Here is a 13,636-nt window from a genome sequence, read left to right on the forward strand (position 1 = left end):
GCGGTCATCTTCTCACGTCGTATTGACATCTGTCGATGGATCTGTGCATCCTCTATCCATCGAGCTTTGTCGATGCGTGTGAGGAGGCCCCAGGTGGACGATGTCCTGCCCGTCGTCGTCATCGGTGCAGGTCCGCAGGGGCTCGCCGCTGCGGCACACCTCGTCGAGCGGAACATGCCCGTCGTGGTCCTCGAGGCCGGTGCTGCTCCTGCTGCGGCTGTCGCGGAGTGGGGCCACGTCCGCTTGTTCTCCGAATGGCCCGAGCTCATCGACGCGTCCGGCGCCCGCCTTCTGCGCACGTCGGGGTGGCAGGCGCCCGCTGCCGGATACCCCACCGGCGACCAGTGGATCGGGAAGTACCTCGCCCCCCTCGCCACGGCGTTGGGTGATCGGATCCGCTTCGGCTCCCGCGTTACGGGTGTCTCCCGGATGGGTCGGGACCGGCTCGTCGATGCCGACCGCGGGGACCAGCCGTTCACGGTCCACATCTCGCCCTCCGAGGGGGAGGAGTACCGGCTGCAGGCGCGGGCCGTGATCGACGCATCCGGCACGTGGGCCAGTCCGAACCCTGCCGGAGCCGACGGCCTGCCCGCGCTGGGGGAGGCCTCCGCGGCGGACCTGCTCTCGTACCGCATCCCCGACTTCCGCGATCGGGCGGGTTTCTCCGGCAAGCACACGATCGTGATCGGCTCCGGGCACTCCGCGGTGACCGCCGTCCTGGCCCTTGCCCGTATGGCTCGTCGCGATCCCTCGACGACCGTGACCTGGGCGCTGCGCCGCGCGACCGCCGGCAACACGTTCGGCGGAGGGGATGCCGACGAGCTGCCTGCGCGCGGCGCCTTGGGGATCCGGGCGAAAGAGTATGTCGAGGCCGGTCTCGTCTCCCTCGTCACCGGATTTCGCGTCGAGCGGGTCACTCGTGACGGAGAGCGACCCACCGTGGTCGCGGAGGACGGTCGCACCCTCACCGCCGACCGCGTCGTGGTGTTGACCGGGTTCCGTCCCGACCTGTCGTTCCTCTCCGAGCTGCGATTGGAGCTCGACCCGACACTCCAGGCTCCGGTGCGGATCGCCGCGGAGGTCGATCCGAACGTCCACTCGTGCGGTTCCGTCGCCGCGACGGGCGCCGCGGACCTCGCTCAGCCGGAGCAGAACTTCTACCTCGTCGGGGCGAAGTCCTACGGTCGTGCGCCGACGTTCCTCGCCCTCACCGGGTACGAGCAGGTGCGCAGCGTCGTGGCCGAGCTGGCAGGCGATCACGAAGCCGCCCGCCGCGTAGAGCTGGTCCTGCCGGACACGGGCGTGTGCGGCGGCGCGGGACTGTTCGATGCGTCCGGAGCCTCGCTCGGTGGGGCGTGCTGCGCCCCGCCTGTCGCGCTCGTGCACGTCGGCCGCGCCCCGGCATCCGTCTGATCCGTGGATATGCACACTGCATCGTCTCGGCCACCGCTGGCGCGCCGGATGCTGGCCGAGTTCATCGGAACGGGGATGCTCGTCACCGTCGTCGTCGGCTCCGGGATCGCCGCCCAGCGACTGTCCCCGAACGACGTCGGCCTGCAACTGCTCGAGAACAGCCTCGCCACGGCTCTCGGCCTCGCTGTGCTGATCCTCATGCTCGGCCCCGTGTCAGGAGCGCATCTCAACCCCGTCGTCTCGCTCGCGGACTGGGTGCTCGGTCGGCGCCGCGCCGGTGGCCTTCCCACGACCGACCTCGGGGGCTACCTGGCCGCTCAGCTCTCGGGCGGCGTCGCCGGGACGCTCCTGGCGGGCGTCATGTTCGACGTCGCGCCCGCGTTCTCGACGCATCAGCGAGCAACTCCCGGGCAGCTCATCGGAGAAGTCGTTGCTACCGCCGGGCTCGTGCTGCTGATCTTCGCCCTCGCCCGTACGAGCACGCCGAGCGTGACCGCCGCAGCTGTCGGGGCGTACATCGGCGCTGCGTACTGGTTCACCAGCTCGACATCGTTCGCGAACCCCGCGGTCACGGTCGCCCGCATCTTCACCGACACCTTCGCCGGAATCGCCCCGGCATCCGCCGTGCCGTTCATCCTGGCGCAACTCGTCGGCGCCTCCATCGGGCTCGGCCTCCTCCTCGTCCTCCAGCCGACAGCCACACGCGCAGCCGGCCGTGCCGTCATCCCCACCGAACCCGAAACCACCCCGCAGGAGCACTCATGACCGAGACCACCAAGCCCGCCGTCCTCTTCGTCTGCGTCCACAACGCCGGCCGATCGCAGATGGCGGCCGGATACCTCCGCGCGATCGCCGGAGACCGCATCGACGTGTTCTCTGCCGGGAGTGAGCCCGGCAACGCCGTGAACCCGAACGCCGTCGCCGTCATGGCGGAGGAAGGCATCGACCTCGCCGGTGCCGTCCCCCAGATCCTGACCACCGACGCCGTGCGTCAGGCCGACGTCGTGATCACGATGGGATGCGGCGACGCCTGCCCGATCTTCCCCGGGAAGCGCTACGAGGACTGGGAACTCACCGACCCCGCCGGGCAGCCCCTCGACGTCGTCCGTGAGGTCCGCGACGATATCCGCGGGCGGGTTGAAGGTCTCGTCGCCAGCCTGATTTAGGAGGCCGCGGTCGGCGATGACGCTCGGATCGGTAGTCTGAGGGCACATGGCCTGAGGTGTCGATCGGCGGGGGAATGAGAGTCGGCGACAGCGTCCTGAGGGGCAAGGCGTCGCTCGTCGTCTTCGCCGCGGCGCTCGTCATCACGATGGCAGGGTCGTGGGTGCCCTCGTTCTGGTATGACGAGGCCGCCACACTGCAGCTCGCACGGCTGCCCTTGCCGGAATTCTTCGACTTCGTGATGCAGCGGGATGCCGTTCACGGGCTGTACGCGTTCGTCATGCACGGGTGGATCCAGGTCTTCGGAGAATCCGAGTTCTCGGTTCGGTTCCCCTCTGCGCTCGCCGTCGCCGTCGGGGCGACCGGTGTGTTCCATCTCGGCCGTCGGTGGTTCGGGGTGGCCCCCGGCATCCTGGCGGTGGTGGTCTTCGTCGTCCTCCCGAGGATCACGACGCAGGGCATCGAGGCGCGGTCGTACGCGATGGGCACCGCCCTGCTGGTCGTCGCCGCCGTGCTCGTCGCGTGGGCGCGTGAGCGCCGTGGCTGGGCACCGTGGATCGCTGTCGGGGCGGCGGCCACGGTGTCGGTGTGGATGTTCGCGTATGGCCTGTTCGTGCTTCCCGCGCTCGCGCTGCTCGCGGACGACCCCACCCTTGCGTGGCGCACGCGGGTCCTCCGGGCTTCGGCCGCGCTGATCGTTCCCGGATTGCTCGCTGTGCCCCTCGTGCTCACGATGATTCCGCAACGAGGTCAGGTGGCGTGGTTGTCCGAGCAGGACGTCAACCTTTACACCGTGCTGATCGAGCCGATGTTCGGCTCGGCGTTCTGGATGGTGATCGGGTTGGCGCTGATGGTCGCAGTGGCGGTGCGAGCGGGGTGGCGGGTCCCGCTGTCGCGCCCCGTGGTGTCGCTCCTCGTCTGGCTGTTGCTGCCCGGCATCGTGCTCGTGACGCTGTCGCTCGCGGGGATGCCGGTGTTCACTCCGCGCTACCTGACCGTCTCTGCGCCTGCACTCGCGCTCTTGGTCGGCTCGCTTCTGGGGGGTGCGCGTCGCCGGAGTCGCGTCGCTGCGAGCGTCCTCATCTGCATGCTAGCGGTGCCGCATTTCGTCGCCTCGCGGTTGCCGACGGCGAAACCCGGGGGCATCGACCTTCGCGCCGCGGCATCCTTCATCGCGTCGCACGCCCGACCGGGCGACGCCATCCTGCTCGAGGCGGCGGGCCCGGCGGGAACGCGGCCGCGCGTCGCCATCGCCGCCTATCCGGACGCCTTCGCACGCCTTCGGGACATCGCGTTCGCATCGAGCTACGTCGGAACCGGCACCTACTCAGACGCGCTCGTGGATCCGAAGTTCACTGAGGTTCCCGGCGATGCCGACATCTGGGTCGTCACGAGAGATGGGTCGACGTTCGCGCAGCAACTGGCCGAGAACGGATACGCTCCGGCATCCGTTCGAGACGTCGGTGGTCTGACGGTGGGCGAGTGGCGCCGGGATGACGCGCGCTGAGCGGAAGGTCAGAACGGCAGGTCGCGTGACCCCGGCGGGGCGATGAGGATGCCGGTGATCTTGCCGGAACCGTTGTAGGCGACGCGTCCAATCCACTCGCCGGCCTCATGCTGGAGGGTCACCTGCACGATCGCTCCCGTGCTCAGATGCCGGTTGGCGAGCTTGGCCAGCGGTGTGCTGCCGTCGGCCGTCCGCACCGTCGCCTCGACACACGCGTCGAGGCGACCGGATTCGCCCCGGACCTCATCCCACACGCCCATCAGCTTGCGTTTGGTCAGCGCGCGGCCGCAGGTATACGTCATGTGCGCCCGCACCGCCTCGTAGTCGCCGGCGTCCAGGTGCGCGAACACCTCGCTGGTCCGATCCGTCAGGTCTATCCCCGGTGCTGCCATCGTTTCCCCCTCGCCCTTGGCGCCGAATCGCTTGAAGGCCGCCTGTCGGCTGACCCCGAGCGCATCACCGATCTCCTGCCACGAGACGTCGTGAGAACGCGCCGTGGAAACCACCTCCTGCAAGCGCTCGCGCGAACGTCGCACCAACTCGTCGGCGTGACGGATGCCCCGAACCTCACCACCCGAATCGGGAGGGGCGCCTGCTCCGGCGGCCTCCACGAGTGAGGCGAGCTCGGCAAGCGACATGTCGCTCGTGGATGATCCGGCCATGGGGCGAGCGTACGAGCGAAGATCGTGAGTGTCAACCAAAGGGTGACATCACGCAATGCGACGGCGTGACACACTCACGCTGGCGGGCTGGTTGGCTCGATTCGATTGAGAGGATCATCGATGGCGGATGACGCCGGTTCCGATGACGAGCGCTGGCTCACCATCAACGGGCGGCGGTGGCGGCGCACCGATCCGTCCTTGCCCGCAGACCTCGTGGCGGCGCTGACCTCCCACCTCGGGCGCGGTCGATCAGGTGTGCGCCGCGCGCAGGGCGATCCGGACGCCACGTCAGCGTCACGCCGACGAGTCGACCTCGCCAAGCACGGGCTCGGCGAGCGGGGCCCGTACTGGTGGGACGAGCCGAAGGACGAGCGCCTCCGCAGAGCGAGGCAGGCGCTCGCCGAGTTGGAGGAACTCGAGGACTGAGAAGCTCAGCCAGAAAGAGATTTCGATAGGCGGTTTCGGTGCCTGCGATCCCTCTTCTTTCGTTATCTGAACGCGCGCACTCTCGGATCAGACGGGTCCCCGTCGTGAGAACCCTTCGCGACGGGGAGGTAGTCGAAGGGTGAGTGGCCCGTCACCAGCGCCGGGACACCGATCATCGGGAGATTCTCTGCGATACCGATCGATTCGAGCTCGGTGAGTATCACTCTCACGGCGCGGATAACAACGTGGCCCCGTGCTCGTGGGTGATCAGCCGCGAGACGATCAGTAGTTCACGACTCGTCACGGAAGTCGGAGATCGTGCGTCTCTCGAGGCGCGGTTCATCGAAGACAACGTCGCAGCCTTCGCTCTGGGGCGACTGGGCCTCGAATCCAACCTCGAGCGGCTTGTGCGCGCTGGGGAGCGAGAATGCGCGGATCAGCTCCCACCGTTCGCCGTCCAAGGACGCATGGAAGGCGAAGACGGTCCCCTTCCGAGACACGCGCAGGTGCACGTGATCACCATCGACGGTGAAGGCGTTGGCGTCGTCGGACACGCGATTGTTGACGACGCTGACGATCATGCCCTGCCCGCGTGGAGAGAACTCGAAGCAGAGCTTCGCCCACGTCTCACGATCGTGGCGCAGGAAAAGTACGCCGGCATCGAATGTGCCCGCGAAGCGCACGCGAACCCGCGCGCTGAGCTGGAAGTCGCCGGCGGGAGCGTCGGTGAGAAGTGTTGCGGCGTTGTGCAGCGTCGAAGAGGTGACCTGGCCGCCGTCGTTGCCGCCTGGGTCGGTGAAGATGTCCGTGCCCGGAATGCTGGATACACGGATGCTGCCCGAGACAGGATCTACCGACCAGCGGTCGTCAGGGAACGGCCGAAATGGGGTCTCGATGGTGGGGATGTATACCGTCATGCCATCACAGTATCGAAAAACCGTGCACGTGCACGGTTTACAGGGGGCATGGTCACCGCTGCCTGGAAAGCAGCGCCTTCCGTCGTGCGCACCCGAGCAACGCGGCAGGGCCCAGCATGAAGACTGCTGAGAGGCAATGCCGGAAACGCCGGGGACGGCCTACGGTGCCTTCGCGACGAGAGTCGCCCAGGCGCCGGCCACGGTGTCGTCGTTTGACTGGATTTCGACGGAGACGGCTTCCGCTGCGGTATCGAATGTGAGCCCGGTCACCTCGCCGGGGCTCTCACAACCTTCCGCCCTCGCCACCATTCCGCTTGAAGAACCGGTGGCTTTGAAGGTGACGCTGGCCTCCGCCGGGGTGCAGTCATACCGGAGCGTGTAACGGACCCCTCGATCGGCCTCGCCCTGCGACATGTTGAGGCGATATGCTCTGTTTTCGCCGCCCTGCGAGCGCGCGCGCTACCTCGCCGGTCACCTTCCCGGGCACCTCATAGTCGGGGTCGACAATCTTGAGCGCCACGAACGGAGAGTCATCGACGCCCGCCTCGGTGATCGATGGGCTTGGAGATGGCGAGCGCTCAAGACCGACTGTCGAGATGCAACCGGACATCAGTAACGCCGCCGATATGAGTACGAGGAAGCTCGGTGCGCGCCGCACCATGAAGCCCAGAGCCGGCCGGAAAGGATCGTTTTCGGCGGGTTCCGGTTGCGTAGCCTTCGAACATGAACAAGCCACTTCTGATTCAAGTCGCGGTTCTGTTCCCGTTGGTCGGAGTGGCGTCCATTCTGTTCGCGCTGGGGTGGTGGATCCCGGCCGTCGCCGCGTCAGTTGCGGTGATCGCTGCTTCGATATGGGTGAGACGAGCAGTCGTGGATATGCACGTGGATGAGGCCCTCGCCGCGCCTGAGCAGGATGTAGATACAGCCGACCAAGGCGAGCACGAGGGCGAGTCGCGGCTCGACCGATAACGATCGTTTACGGCCGAGTCGCGCTCGGGCGACGACCAAGCCCGCCGAAAAGGTGTCGCGAAACCGCGTATTGGCGTGGGTGCTCGGCTGCGAGACTCATTCACCGTGTCGCGTGGGGAACAGGGACCGCTAATGTTCGAGCAACGCTGGCGTTGTAGCCCTGGGTTTGCCGTCGAACGGAGGTGAGTAGGAATGTCACTGATTCAAGCCCGAATGAGTATTCGGCGAAACCTGCTTTGGGCAAGGTTCGTCACCTTCGGGGGCGCTTTATACGCCGTAGGTGGCTTCGTCTCCTACTTCCTGAAGCCCGATCGAGTGAGCTTCTGGTCGGTTGGCTCCACCGTGTTCTTCGCTGCCATGTCAATCGTCGGAGTCGTCCTGTGGATCAGAGCGCGAAAGCGTTTGATTGCCTTCGAGGCAGAGAATGGTAAAGATGCCGGGCGCCAAGTCCCGGTAACCCGATCAGACCGCTAGCCACGCGAAAACGCGCCTGCGGGTCCCATCGTCGAGAGTTGCAACGACGCCGAGCAGCCTCGTCCGGCCCGCCGAAAACGATCGTTTACGGCGCACGGCCGGGCAGGACCTCGCAAGAGGCCAACACGCCGCGAATCGACCCGCCGAAAACCCCCACCGAAACCTTCCCGCGCCGAAACTCCCCGCGAACGTTTTCGGCGGGGGCCTGTGGGCCCACCTAGACACCGTCCAACGCATCGGCGCCCGGGGCTACGCTCGAACGGTCGGAGGGAGCACCGTGCCGCTGGATCCGTTCTTCCGCGAGCGCCTGCGCACGCATCGGCGATACCTCGCGAAGAAGGCGTGGACCGACCTGACCGCGCGGTTCCGACCGGCGGCACCGGCAACGACGGCATCCGCCTCAGCCAAGAAGACGGTGCCGCTCACGCCGCGCGAGCGGCACCGTCGCGCGGCGCTCAGCTGGGACCGCATGGAGCTGCGCAACGCCGGCATCCCCGGTCCCGACATGGAGACCACCGACGTCACCGTGCCGGTCGACGGCCACCCCGAGGTCCGCATCCGCCTCTACCGCCCCGCCACCGCCCCGACCTCGGCACCCGCGTGCCTCGTGATCGGCGGCGGAGCGTTCCGCATCGGCGGCATCGACTACCCGACGGCGGATGCCTCGTGTCGCCGCCGCGCCGATCGGTCCGGGGTCGTGCTCGTCACCGTCGGGTACTCGCTCGCCCCCGAACAGCGCTATCCGACGCAGATCGAGCAGGTTCACGCCGCGTGGGTGTGGCTGCACACGCACGCGCAGGAGCTCGGGATCGACCCGGACCGGATCGGCCTGAACGGTGCCTCGGCCGGCGGATGCCTCGCGGCATCCCTCACCCTCCTCAACCGCGACCGCGGCACACCCCAGGCGACGCTGCAGATCCTCGAGGTTCCGGTCACCGACCTCACCGGCCGGTGGATCGACCTGCGCGCGACGTACGCCTTGGGCGTGCCCGCGTTCATCGCGCTGCGCGAGCTGCGCTCCGTCGCGAGCACCTACCTCGGCGACCGGTCGCGGGCGCGCGAGCAGTACGCGTCGCCGATGCGGGCCGCCTCGCACGCCGGCCTTCCGCCCGCCGTCGTGCTCACGGCGGAGTACGACCCGCTCCGCCGCGACGGCGCCACCTACGCGGCGAAGCTGCGGGACGCCGGCGTCGACGCGAGCGCGACCCGCTACCTCGGCGTGACGCACGACACCCCTCTCTATGTGGGCGCGCTCCCGGCCGCACGCCGCTGGGAGGAGGACGTCGTCGCCGCGCTCCGCCGCATCTGAGGCGCACTGGTAGCGTGCGCGACGTGCATCCCCCGATCGAGCCCCACGCCTCCGGAATGCTGGACCGACCGGACGGCGCCCGCCTCCACTGGGAGGTCTCGGGCTCCGACACCGGCCGCGCCGCCCTCTACCTGCACGGCGGACCCGGCGGCGGCCTCGGCAAGGGCGGCTACCGGCGCGTGTTCGACCCCGAGCGCTATCGCATCGTCGGTCTCGACCAGCGCGGATGCGGCGCCAGCACGCCCTGGGCGATCGACGACCTCGAGAACCTCGACGCCAACACCACGCCCGCGCTCATCGCCGACATCGAGGCGCTCCGCGAGCACCTCGGCATCGACCGCTGGCTCCTCTACGGCGTCTCGTGGGGGTCTACCCTCGCCCTCGCGTACGCGCAGGCCCACCCCGAGCGGGTGAGCGAGATCATCCTCCTCGCTGTCACCGCTGGTGCGCGCGCCGAGATCGAGTGGATCACCGACGGGGTGGGACGCATCTTCCCCGAGGCCCGCGACCGGCTCGGAGACCTCGTGCCTGCGGGTGAACGCGTCGTCGACGCCTACGCACAGATGCTGCGCGACCCCGACCCGGCCGTCCGCACCCGTGCGGCCGACGCGTGGGATGCATGGGAGTCGGCGCACATCGCCCTCTCGCCCTGGGCGACACCCGGCCCGCTACACGACGACCCGCGCACGCGCGAGAACTTTGCGACCCTCGTCACGCACTACTGGTCGCAGGACTGCTTCCTCGACGTTCCGATCCTCGAGCGGATGGACCGGCTCACCGGCATCCCGGGCGTCCTCATCCACGGCCGGCGCGACGTGAGTGGGCCCGCACTCACGCCGTGGCTGCTGCACAAGGCGTGGCCGGGCAGCCGGCTGCACATCCTCGAGGAGGAGGGGCACGGCGGTCCGGCATCCGCGCAGCTCGCCTGCGACGCGGCCGACGAATTCGCCCGCGAGTGACCCGGATTCGGACATGTGCGCCGGATTCGGACGGGAGAGCGCTCCCCGGTCCGAATCCGACAACATCGTCCGTATCCGGCAACAGGCGGACGCACACGCACACACGGCCCGAAAAGCAACCCCCTCCGCGGAATTCCGCGGAATCCGGCCGAAACGGCCTCATTCGCCTCAAAAGTCACATCCGACACGCGACACGCCGTCCGATTACGGCCCAGATGACCGAAAATCCGCGGAATCACGGGGTTCGTGGGTATATTCGGGACCGGTCGCAACGACCAACCGGCGGTCACCCCGTCGGTCCGAGTAACTGAAGACGGCGATCCGCCGTCTGGAGGAGCACCATGGCCATCACCAAGACCGAACTCGTCGCCAGCATCGCCAGCGCCACCGGCGAGAGCCAGGCCACCGTCTCGCGCGTCGTCGACGGCCTGTTCGCGTCCGTGTCCGAGGCTGTCGCCAAGGGCGAGAAGGTCTCGATCCCGGGCTGGATCGCGTTCGAGCAGGTCGAGACCTCCGCTCGCACCGGCCGCAACCCGCAGACGGGTGCCGAGATCAACATCCCCGCCGGCAAGCGCGTCAAGGTCAGCGCCGGCTCGAAGCTGAAGGCTGCCGTCAAGTAAGACGCTGCAGTCGTACGAAGGGGGATGCCGCGAGGCATCCCCCTTCGGCGTTCCCCCACCTGCCCGCGCGTAGGCTTGCAGGGTGAATCCGCGTGCTCTCCGCTTCGCCGGGCCCGCGATCCTCGCAGGCGCCGGTCTGATCACGCTCCTGCTGGGTCTGGCCTACGGCGGCGGCGCGACGCCCCTCGTCATCGGCGATCCCGGCCCCGTCGTCCGCTGGGTGCTGCCGGTCACCGAGCTCACGGTCAACCTGTCGGCTGCTGTGCTCGTCGGCTCACTCGTCCTGGCTCTCTTCTCGCTGGTCGCCGGGTCGAAGGAGTTCGACTTCGCCCTGGACGCCGCCTCTGCCGGCGCCGCGATCCTCACCGTCGCGAGCGGTGTCACCGGGTACCTGACGTTCCTCAAGGTGATCCCCGCGCGGCCGAGCGCCGACGCCGCGTTCGGCGAGCAGCTCGGTCGCTTCCTCGTCGACACCGATCCCGGTCGTGCGTGGCTCATGACGACCGTCGCCGGAGCGGTCCTCACCGTGCTGGCCTTCGCCGTCCGCGGGTGGCTGCCCACCCTCCTCGTCGCCGTGCTCGCGATCGCCGCCATGGTGCCGATGGCGACGGCCGGGCACACCGGCAGCGAGGCGAACCACAACATCGCGGTCACCTCGCTCGCGCTTCACATCATCGCCGCGGCGGCGTGGCTGGGCGGGCTGCTCCTGCTGATCCTCCTGCGCCCGTTGCTGACGCGCGACCGGCTCGCCGACGTCCTGCAGCGCTACTCGAGCATCGCCCTCGCCGCCTTCGTCGTCGTGACCCTGTCGGGCATCGCGCGGGCGGCCATCGGCATCCTCTCGTTCCAGAACCTCTTCTCGGCCTACGGCGCGATCCTCATCGTGAAGGTCGTCGCGCTGCTGGCCATGGGCGTCCTGGGTGCCGTCTACCGGCGTCGGTTGATCGCCGGCATCCGTGACACCGCCGTCGCGGCCCGCTTCTGGACGCTCGTCCTCCTCGAGGTCGTGTTCATGGGGATCGCCTCCGGCGCCGCCGTCGCCCTGTCACTCACGCCGCCGCCCGTCGACACCACGCTGCCGCTCGATCGCACGCCGGCCGAGGTGCTGACGGGCTCGGCCCTTCCGCCCGAGCTCACCATCGACCGCTTCTTCACGGCGTGGGACGTCGACCTGATCTGGGCGTTCGCCGTCGGCTTCGGACTGTTCTTCTACCTCGCGGGCGTCCGCCGCCTCGCCCGCCGCGGCGACCGTTGGCCGGTCGGCCGCACGGTGCTCTGGATCACCGGCCTGGTGCTCCTCTTCTACGTCACCTGCGGTCCCGTGAACGCCTACCAGGACTACCTGTTCAGCATGCACATGGTGGGCCACATGCTGCTGTCGATGGCGATCCCGATGTGCCTCGTCTTCGGAGCCCCCATCACGCTCGCCTCGCGCGCGATCCGCAAGCGGGACGACGGCACGCGCGGCGGTCGCGAATGGATCCTCTGGGCCATCCACAGCCCGTACGCCAAGGTGATCACGCACCCGCTCGTGGCCGCAGCGCTGTTCATCGTGTCGCTCTGGGCGTTCTACTACACCGACATCTTCCGGTGGACGCTTTACGACCACCTCGGGCACGAGTGGATGGTGCTGCACTTCCTGACGGTCGGCTACCTCTTCGTGATGTCGCTCGTCGGCATCGATCCCATCCCGTACCGGCTGCCTCACGCCGGTCGCCTGCTGACCCTCATCGGCGTCATGGCGATGCACGCGTTCTTCGGCATCTCGATCATGATGTCGTCTGGCCTGTTCGTCGCGGAATGGTTCGGGTCGATGGCCCGCCCGTGGGGGCTCGATCCGCTCGCCGACCAGTACATGGGCGGCGGCATCGCGTGGTCCATCGGCGAGATCCCGACGCTCATCCTCGCGATCGTCGTCGCCGTGCAGTGGAGCCGCTCGGACGAGCGCCGTCAGCGCAGCAGCGACCGTCAGGCCGATCGCAGCGGCGATGCGGAGCTCGAGGCCTACAACGCGCGACTCGCGGAGATCGCCGCCCGCGATGAACGGGATGCCCGGCGCGAAGCGGCGCGCTGACCGCGCTCAGTCGGCGGCCGAGACCGCGATGGACGCCGTGCCGTCGGGGAGGATCGTGATCTTGCCGGTGAGGAAGAACGGCACGAGCTCGTTCACGTCGTAGACCGAGCCGTCGAAGATCGAGCGGATCTGCACGTCGATCTTCGCGACCGCCTGCGTGCGGGTGATCGCCCAGCCGGCACCGTCGGGCTCGAGGGTCACGACGGGGTTCTCCTCGATCTTCCACGTCGGGGGCTCGACGATGCGGTTGCGCACGTAGTAGCCGAACGGGCACCCCGTGGGCTGGAGGACCTTCTGCGTCGCGCACTGCGCGAGGAAGTCGTCCACCTCCTGCTGCACGACACCGATGAACTTCTCGGTCGGCTCCGCCTGGAACGACACGGGGATCTCGGCGAGGGGCGTGTCCGAGAGGACGGCGACGCCGGGGCTCGTCGTGGCGGCCGTGTCGACGGTGATGGAGTACAGCCCGGGCGAGAAGGCGAGCAGCGGGATCGGTTCGAGGGGGTCGGCGTCGCTGCCGTCGGGCGAGACCTGGCGCTTGTCGATCGAGAAGCCGTTCACCTCGAACTGCATCGAGCCGCGCACCGCGAGCTCGATGACCGCGAGCGGGCTCTGCGCGAAACGCCACCGGGGGAGGAGACCGCTCTCGTCCTCGTCGCGCTCCACCTCGAACGTCGTCGTGCCGGCGTGGCCGCCCACCCGGTACGACACGGTGACCGTCGTCGTGCCGTCGGCATCCGTCGTCTCGGAGACCGGCTCGACGTCGGACAGCGGCGTCAGGGTGTTGCTGCGCAGCAGGGCACCGCTCGCGTCGGCGGGCAGCTTCGCCGCGGCGAGGGTCGACGACGTCGTCGAGACGCCGGGGACGAGGAGCGCGTCGGTCGCGCGTCCGTCGGCGAGCAGGTGCAGGTAGTCCAGGACGAACGCGGTCGGGCTGTAGAGCTGTCGGTAGAGCACGGCGGAACTCGCACCGATCGCGCCGACGAGCAGGATGCCGACGACCCCCAGCACCGTCAGGTCGATCGCGAGCTTGCGTCGGCGTCGGGGCCCCGCGACGGTGGCCGTGCGGGTCGCGACGACGGTGGCGTCCGGCGCAGCGGCATCCGCTGTCTGGTCGGTACCGTCGTGTTCCACGTGCCCAG

The 13,636-nt window shown here is 68.7% G+C and carries 13 protein-coding genes; 10 read left to right on the forward strand and 3 right to left on the reverse strand.

Features of this window, described 5'->3' with window-relative positions; translation table 11 throughout:
• The first annotated feature begins 93 nt into the window (after window positions 1–93).
• The 4 genes from BLR68_RS06480 (at window position 94) to BLR68_RS06495 (ending at window position 4,084) form a co-directional block, all read left to right on the forward strand.
• Entirely contained in the window at window positions 94–1,413 is a 1,320-nt protein-coding gene (locus tag BLR68_RS06480; protein WP_018187654.1) for an FAD-dependent oxidoreductase, read from the forward strand.
• Window positions 1,414–1,422: 9 nt separating this feature from the next.
• Window positions 1,423–2,178 carry an MIP/aquaporin family protein gene (locus BLR68_RS06485; RefSeq protein WP_026302932.1) on the forward strand — a complete coding sequence of 252 codons (756 nt, stop codon included), beginning with the start codon at window positions 1,423–1,425 and terminating at the stop codon, window positions 2,176–2,178.
• Window positions 2,175–2,579 (forward strand): arsenate reductase ArsC, encoded by a 405-nt coding sequence (locus BLR68_RS06490; RefSeq protein WP_018187652.1) that lies wholly within the window; start codon window positions 2,175–2,177, stop codon window positions 2,577–2,579. Before BLR68_RS06485 ends, BLR68_RS06490 begins: the two co-directional genes overlap by 4 nt.
• A 74-nt stretch (window positions 2,580–2,653) precedes the next feature.
• Complete coding sequence (locus BLR68_RS06495) at window positions 2,654–4,084, forward strand: glycosyltransferase family 39 protein (protein ID WP_018187651.1); 1,431 nt, start codon at window positions 2,654–2,656, stop codon at window positions 4,082–4,084.
• An 8-nt stretch (window positions 4,085–4,092) separates the two neighbouring features.
• Here the strand turns inward: BLR68_RS06495 and BLR68_RS06500 are convergent, their stop codons facing one another.
• Complete coding sequence (locus BLR68_RS06500) at window positions 4,093–4,746, reverse strand: hypothetical protein (RefSeq protein WP_018187650.1); 654 nt, start codon at window positions 4,744–4,746, stop codon at window positions 4,093–4,095.
• A gap of 120 nt (window positions 4,747–4,866) precedes the next feature.
• Here BLR68_RS06500 and BLR68_RS06505 point away from each other — a divergent pair, with 120 nt between their 5' ends.
• Window positions 4,867–5,172 carry a hypothetical protein gene (locus BLR68_RS06505; protein WP_018187649.1) on the forward strand — a complete coding sequence of 102 codons (306 nt, stop codon included), beginning with the start codon at window positions 4,867–4,869 and terminating at the stop codon, window positions 5,170–5,172.
• A 290-nt stretch (window positions 5,173–5,462) separates the two neighbouring features.
• Here the strand turns inward: BLR68_RS06505 and BLR68_RS06510 are convergent, their stop codons facing one another.
• Window positions 5,463–6,089, reverse strand: a complete 627-nt coding sequence (locus tag BLR68_RS06510) for a DUF1349 domain-containing protein (protein ID WP_018187647.1) — start codon at window positions 6,087–6,089, stop codon at window positions 5,463–5,465.
• A 723-nt stretch (window positions 6,090–6,812) separates the two neighbouring features.
• Here BLR68_RS06510 and BLR68_RS06515 point away from each other — a divergent pair.
• From BLR68_RS06515 to BLR68_RS06535, 5 genes are all read left to right on the forward strand, one after another.
• Complete coding sequence (locus tag BLR68_RS06515; protein ID WP_018187645.1) at window positions 6,813–7,058, forward strand: hypothetical protein; 246 nt, start codon at window positions 6,813–6,815, stop codon at window positions 7,056–7,058.
• Between the two features lie 751 nt (window positions 7,059–7,809).
• Window positions 7,810–8,841, forward strand: coding sequence for an alpha/beta hydrolase (locus BLR68_RS06520; protein ID WP_018187644.1), 1,032 nt, complete (start codon window positions 7,810–7,812; stop codon window positions 8,839–8,841).
• A gap of 56 nt (window positions 8,842–8,897) precedes the next feature.
• Window positions 8,898–9,800 (forward strand): alpha/beta fold hydrolase, encoded by a 903-nt coding sequence (locus tag BLR68_RS06525; RefSeq protein ID WP_051082840.1) that lies wholly within the window; start codon window positions 8,898–8,900, stop codon window positions 9,798–9,800.
• Window positions 9,801–10,141: 341 nt separating this feature from the next.
• On the forward strand, window positions 10,142–10,420 hold the full coding sequence (locus BLR68_RS06530; protein ID WP_018187642.1) for an HU family DNA-binding protein: 279 nt from the start codon (window positions 10,142–10,144) through the stop codon (window positions 10,418–10,420).
• Window positions 10,421–10,502: 82 nt separating this feature from the next.
• On the forward strand, window positions 10,503–12,494 hold the full coding sequence (locus tag BLR68_RS06535; RefSeq protein WP_018187641.1) for a bifunctional copper resistance protein CopD/cytochrome c oxidase assembly protein: 1,992 nt from the start codon (window positions 10,503–10,505) through the stop codon (window positions 12,492–12,494).
• Window positions 12,495–12,500: 6 nt separating this feature from the next.
• Here BLR68_RS06535 and BLR68_RS06540 read toward each other — a convergent pair whose 3' ends face one another.
• Window positions 12,501–13,628, reverse strand: coding sequence for a hypothetical protein (locus tag BLR68_RS06540; protein WP_018187640.1), 1,128 nt, complete (start codon window positions 13,626–13,628; stop codon window positions 12,501–12,503).
• Between the last annotated feature and the right edge of the window lie 8 nt (window positions 13,629–13,636).

Origin of the sequence: Microbacterium sp. 77mftsu3.1 (assembly GCF_900100525.1) — a bacterium.
Taxonomy (GTDB): Bacteria; Actinomycetota; Actinomycetes; order Actinomycetales; family Microbacteriaceae; genus Microbacterium; species Microbacterium aquilitoris.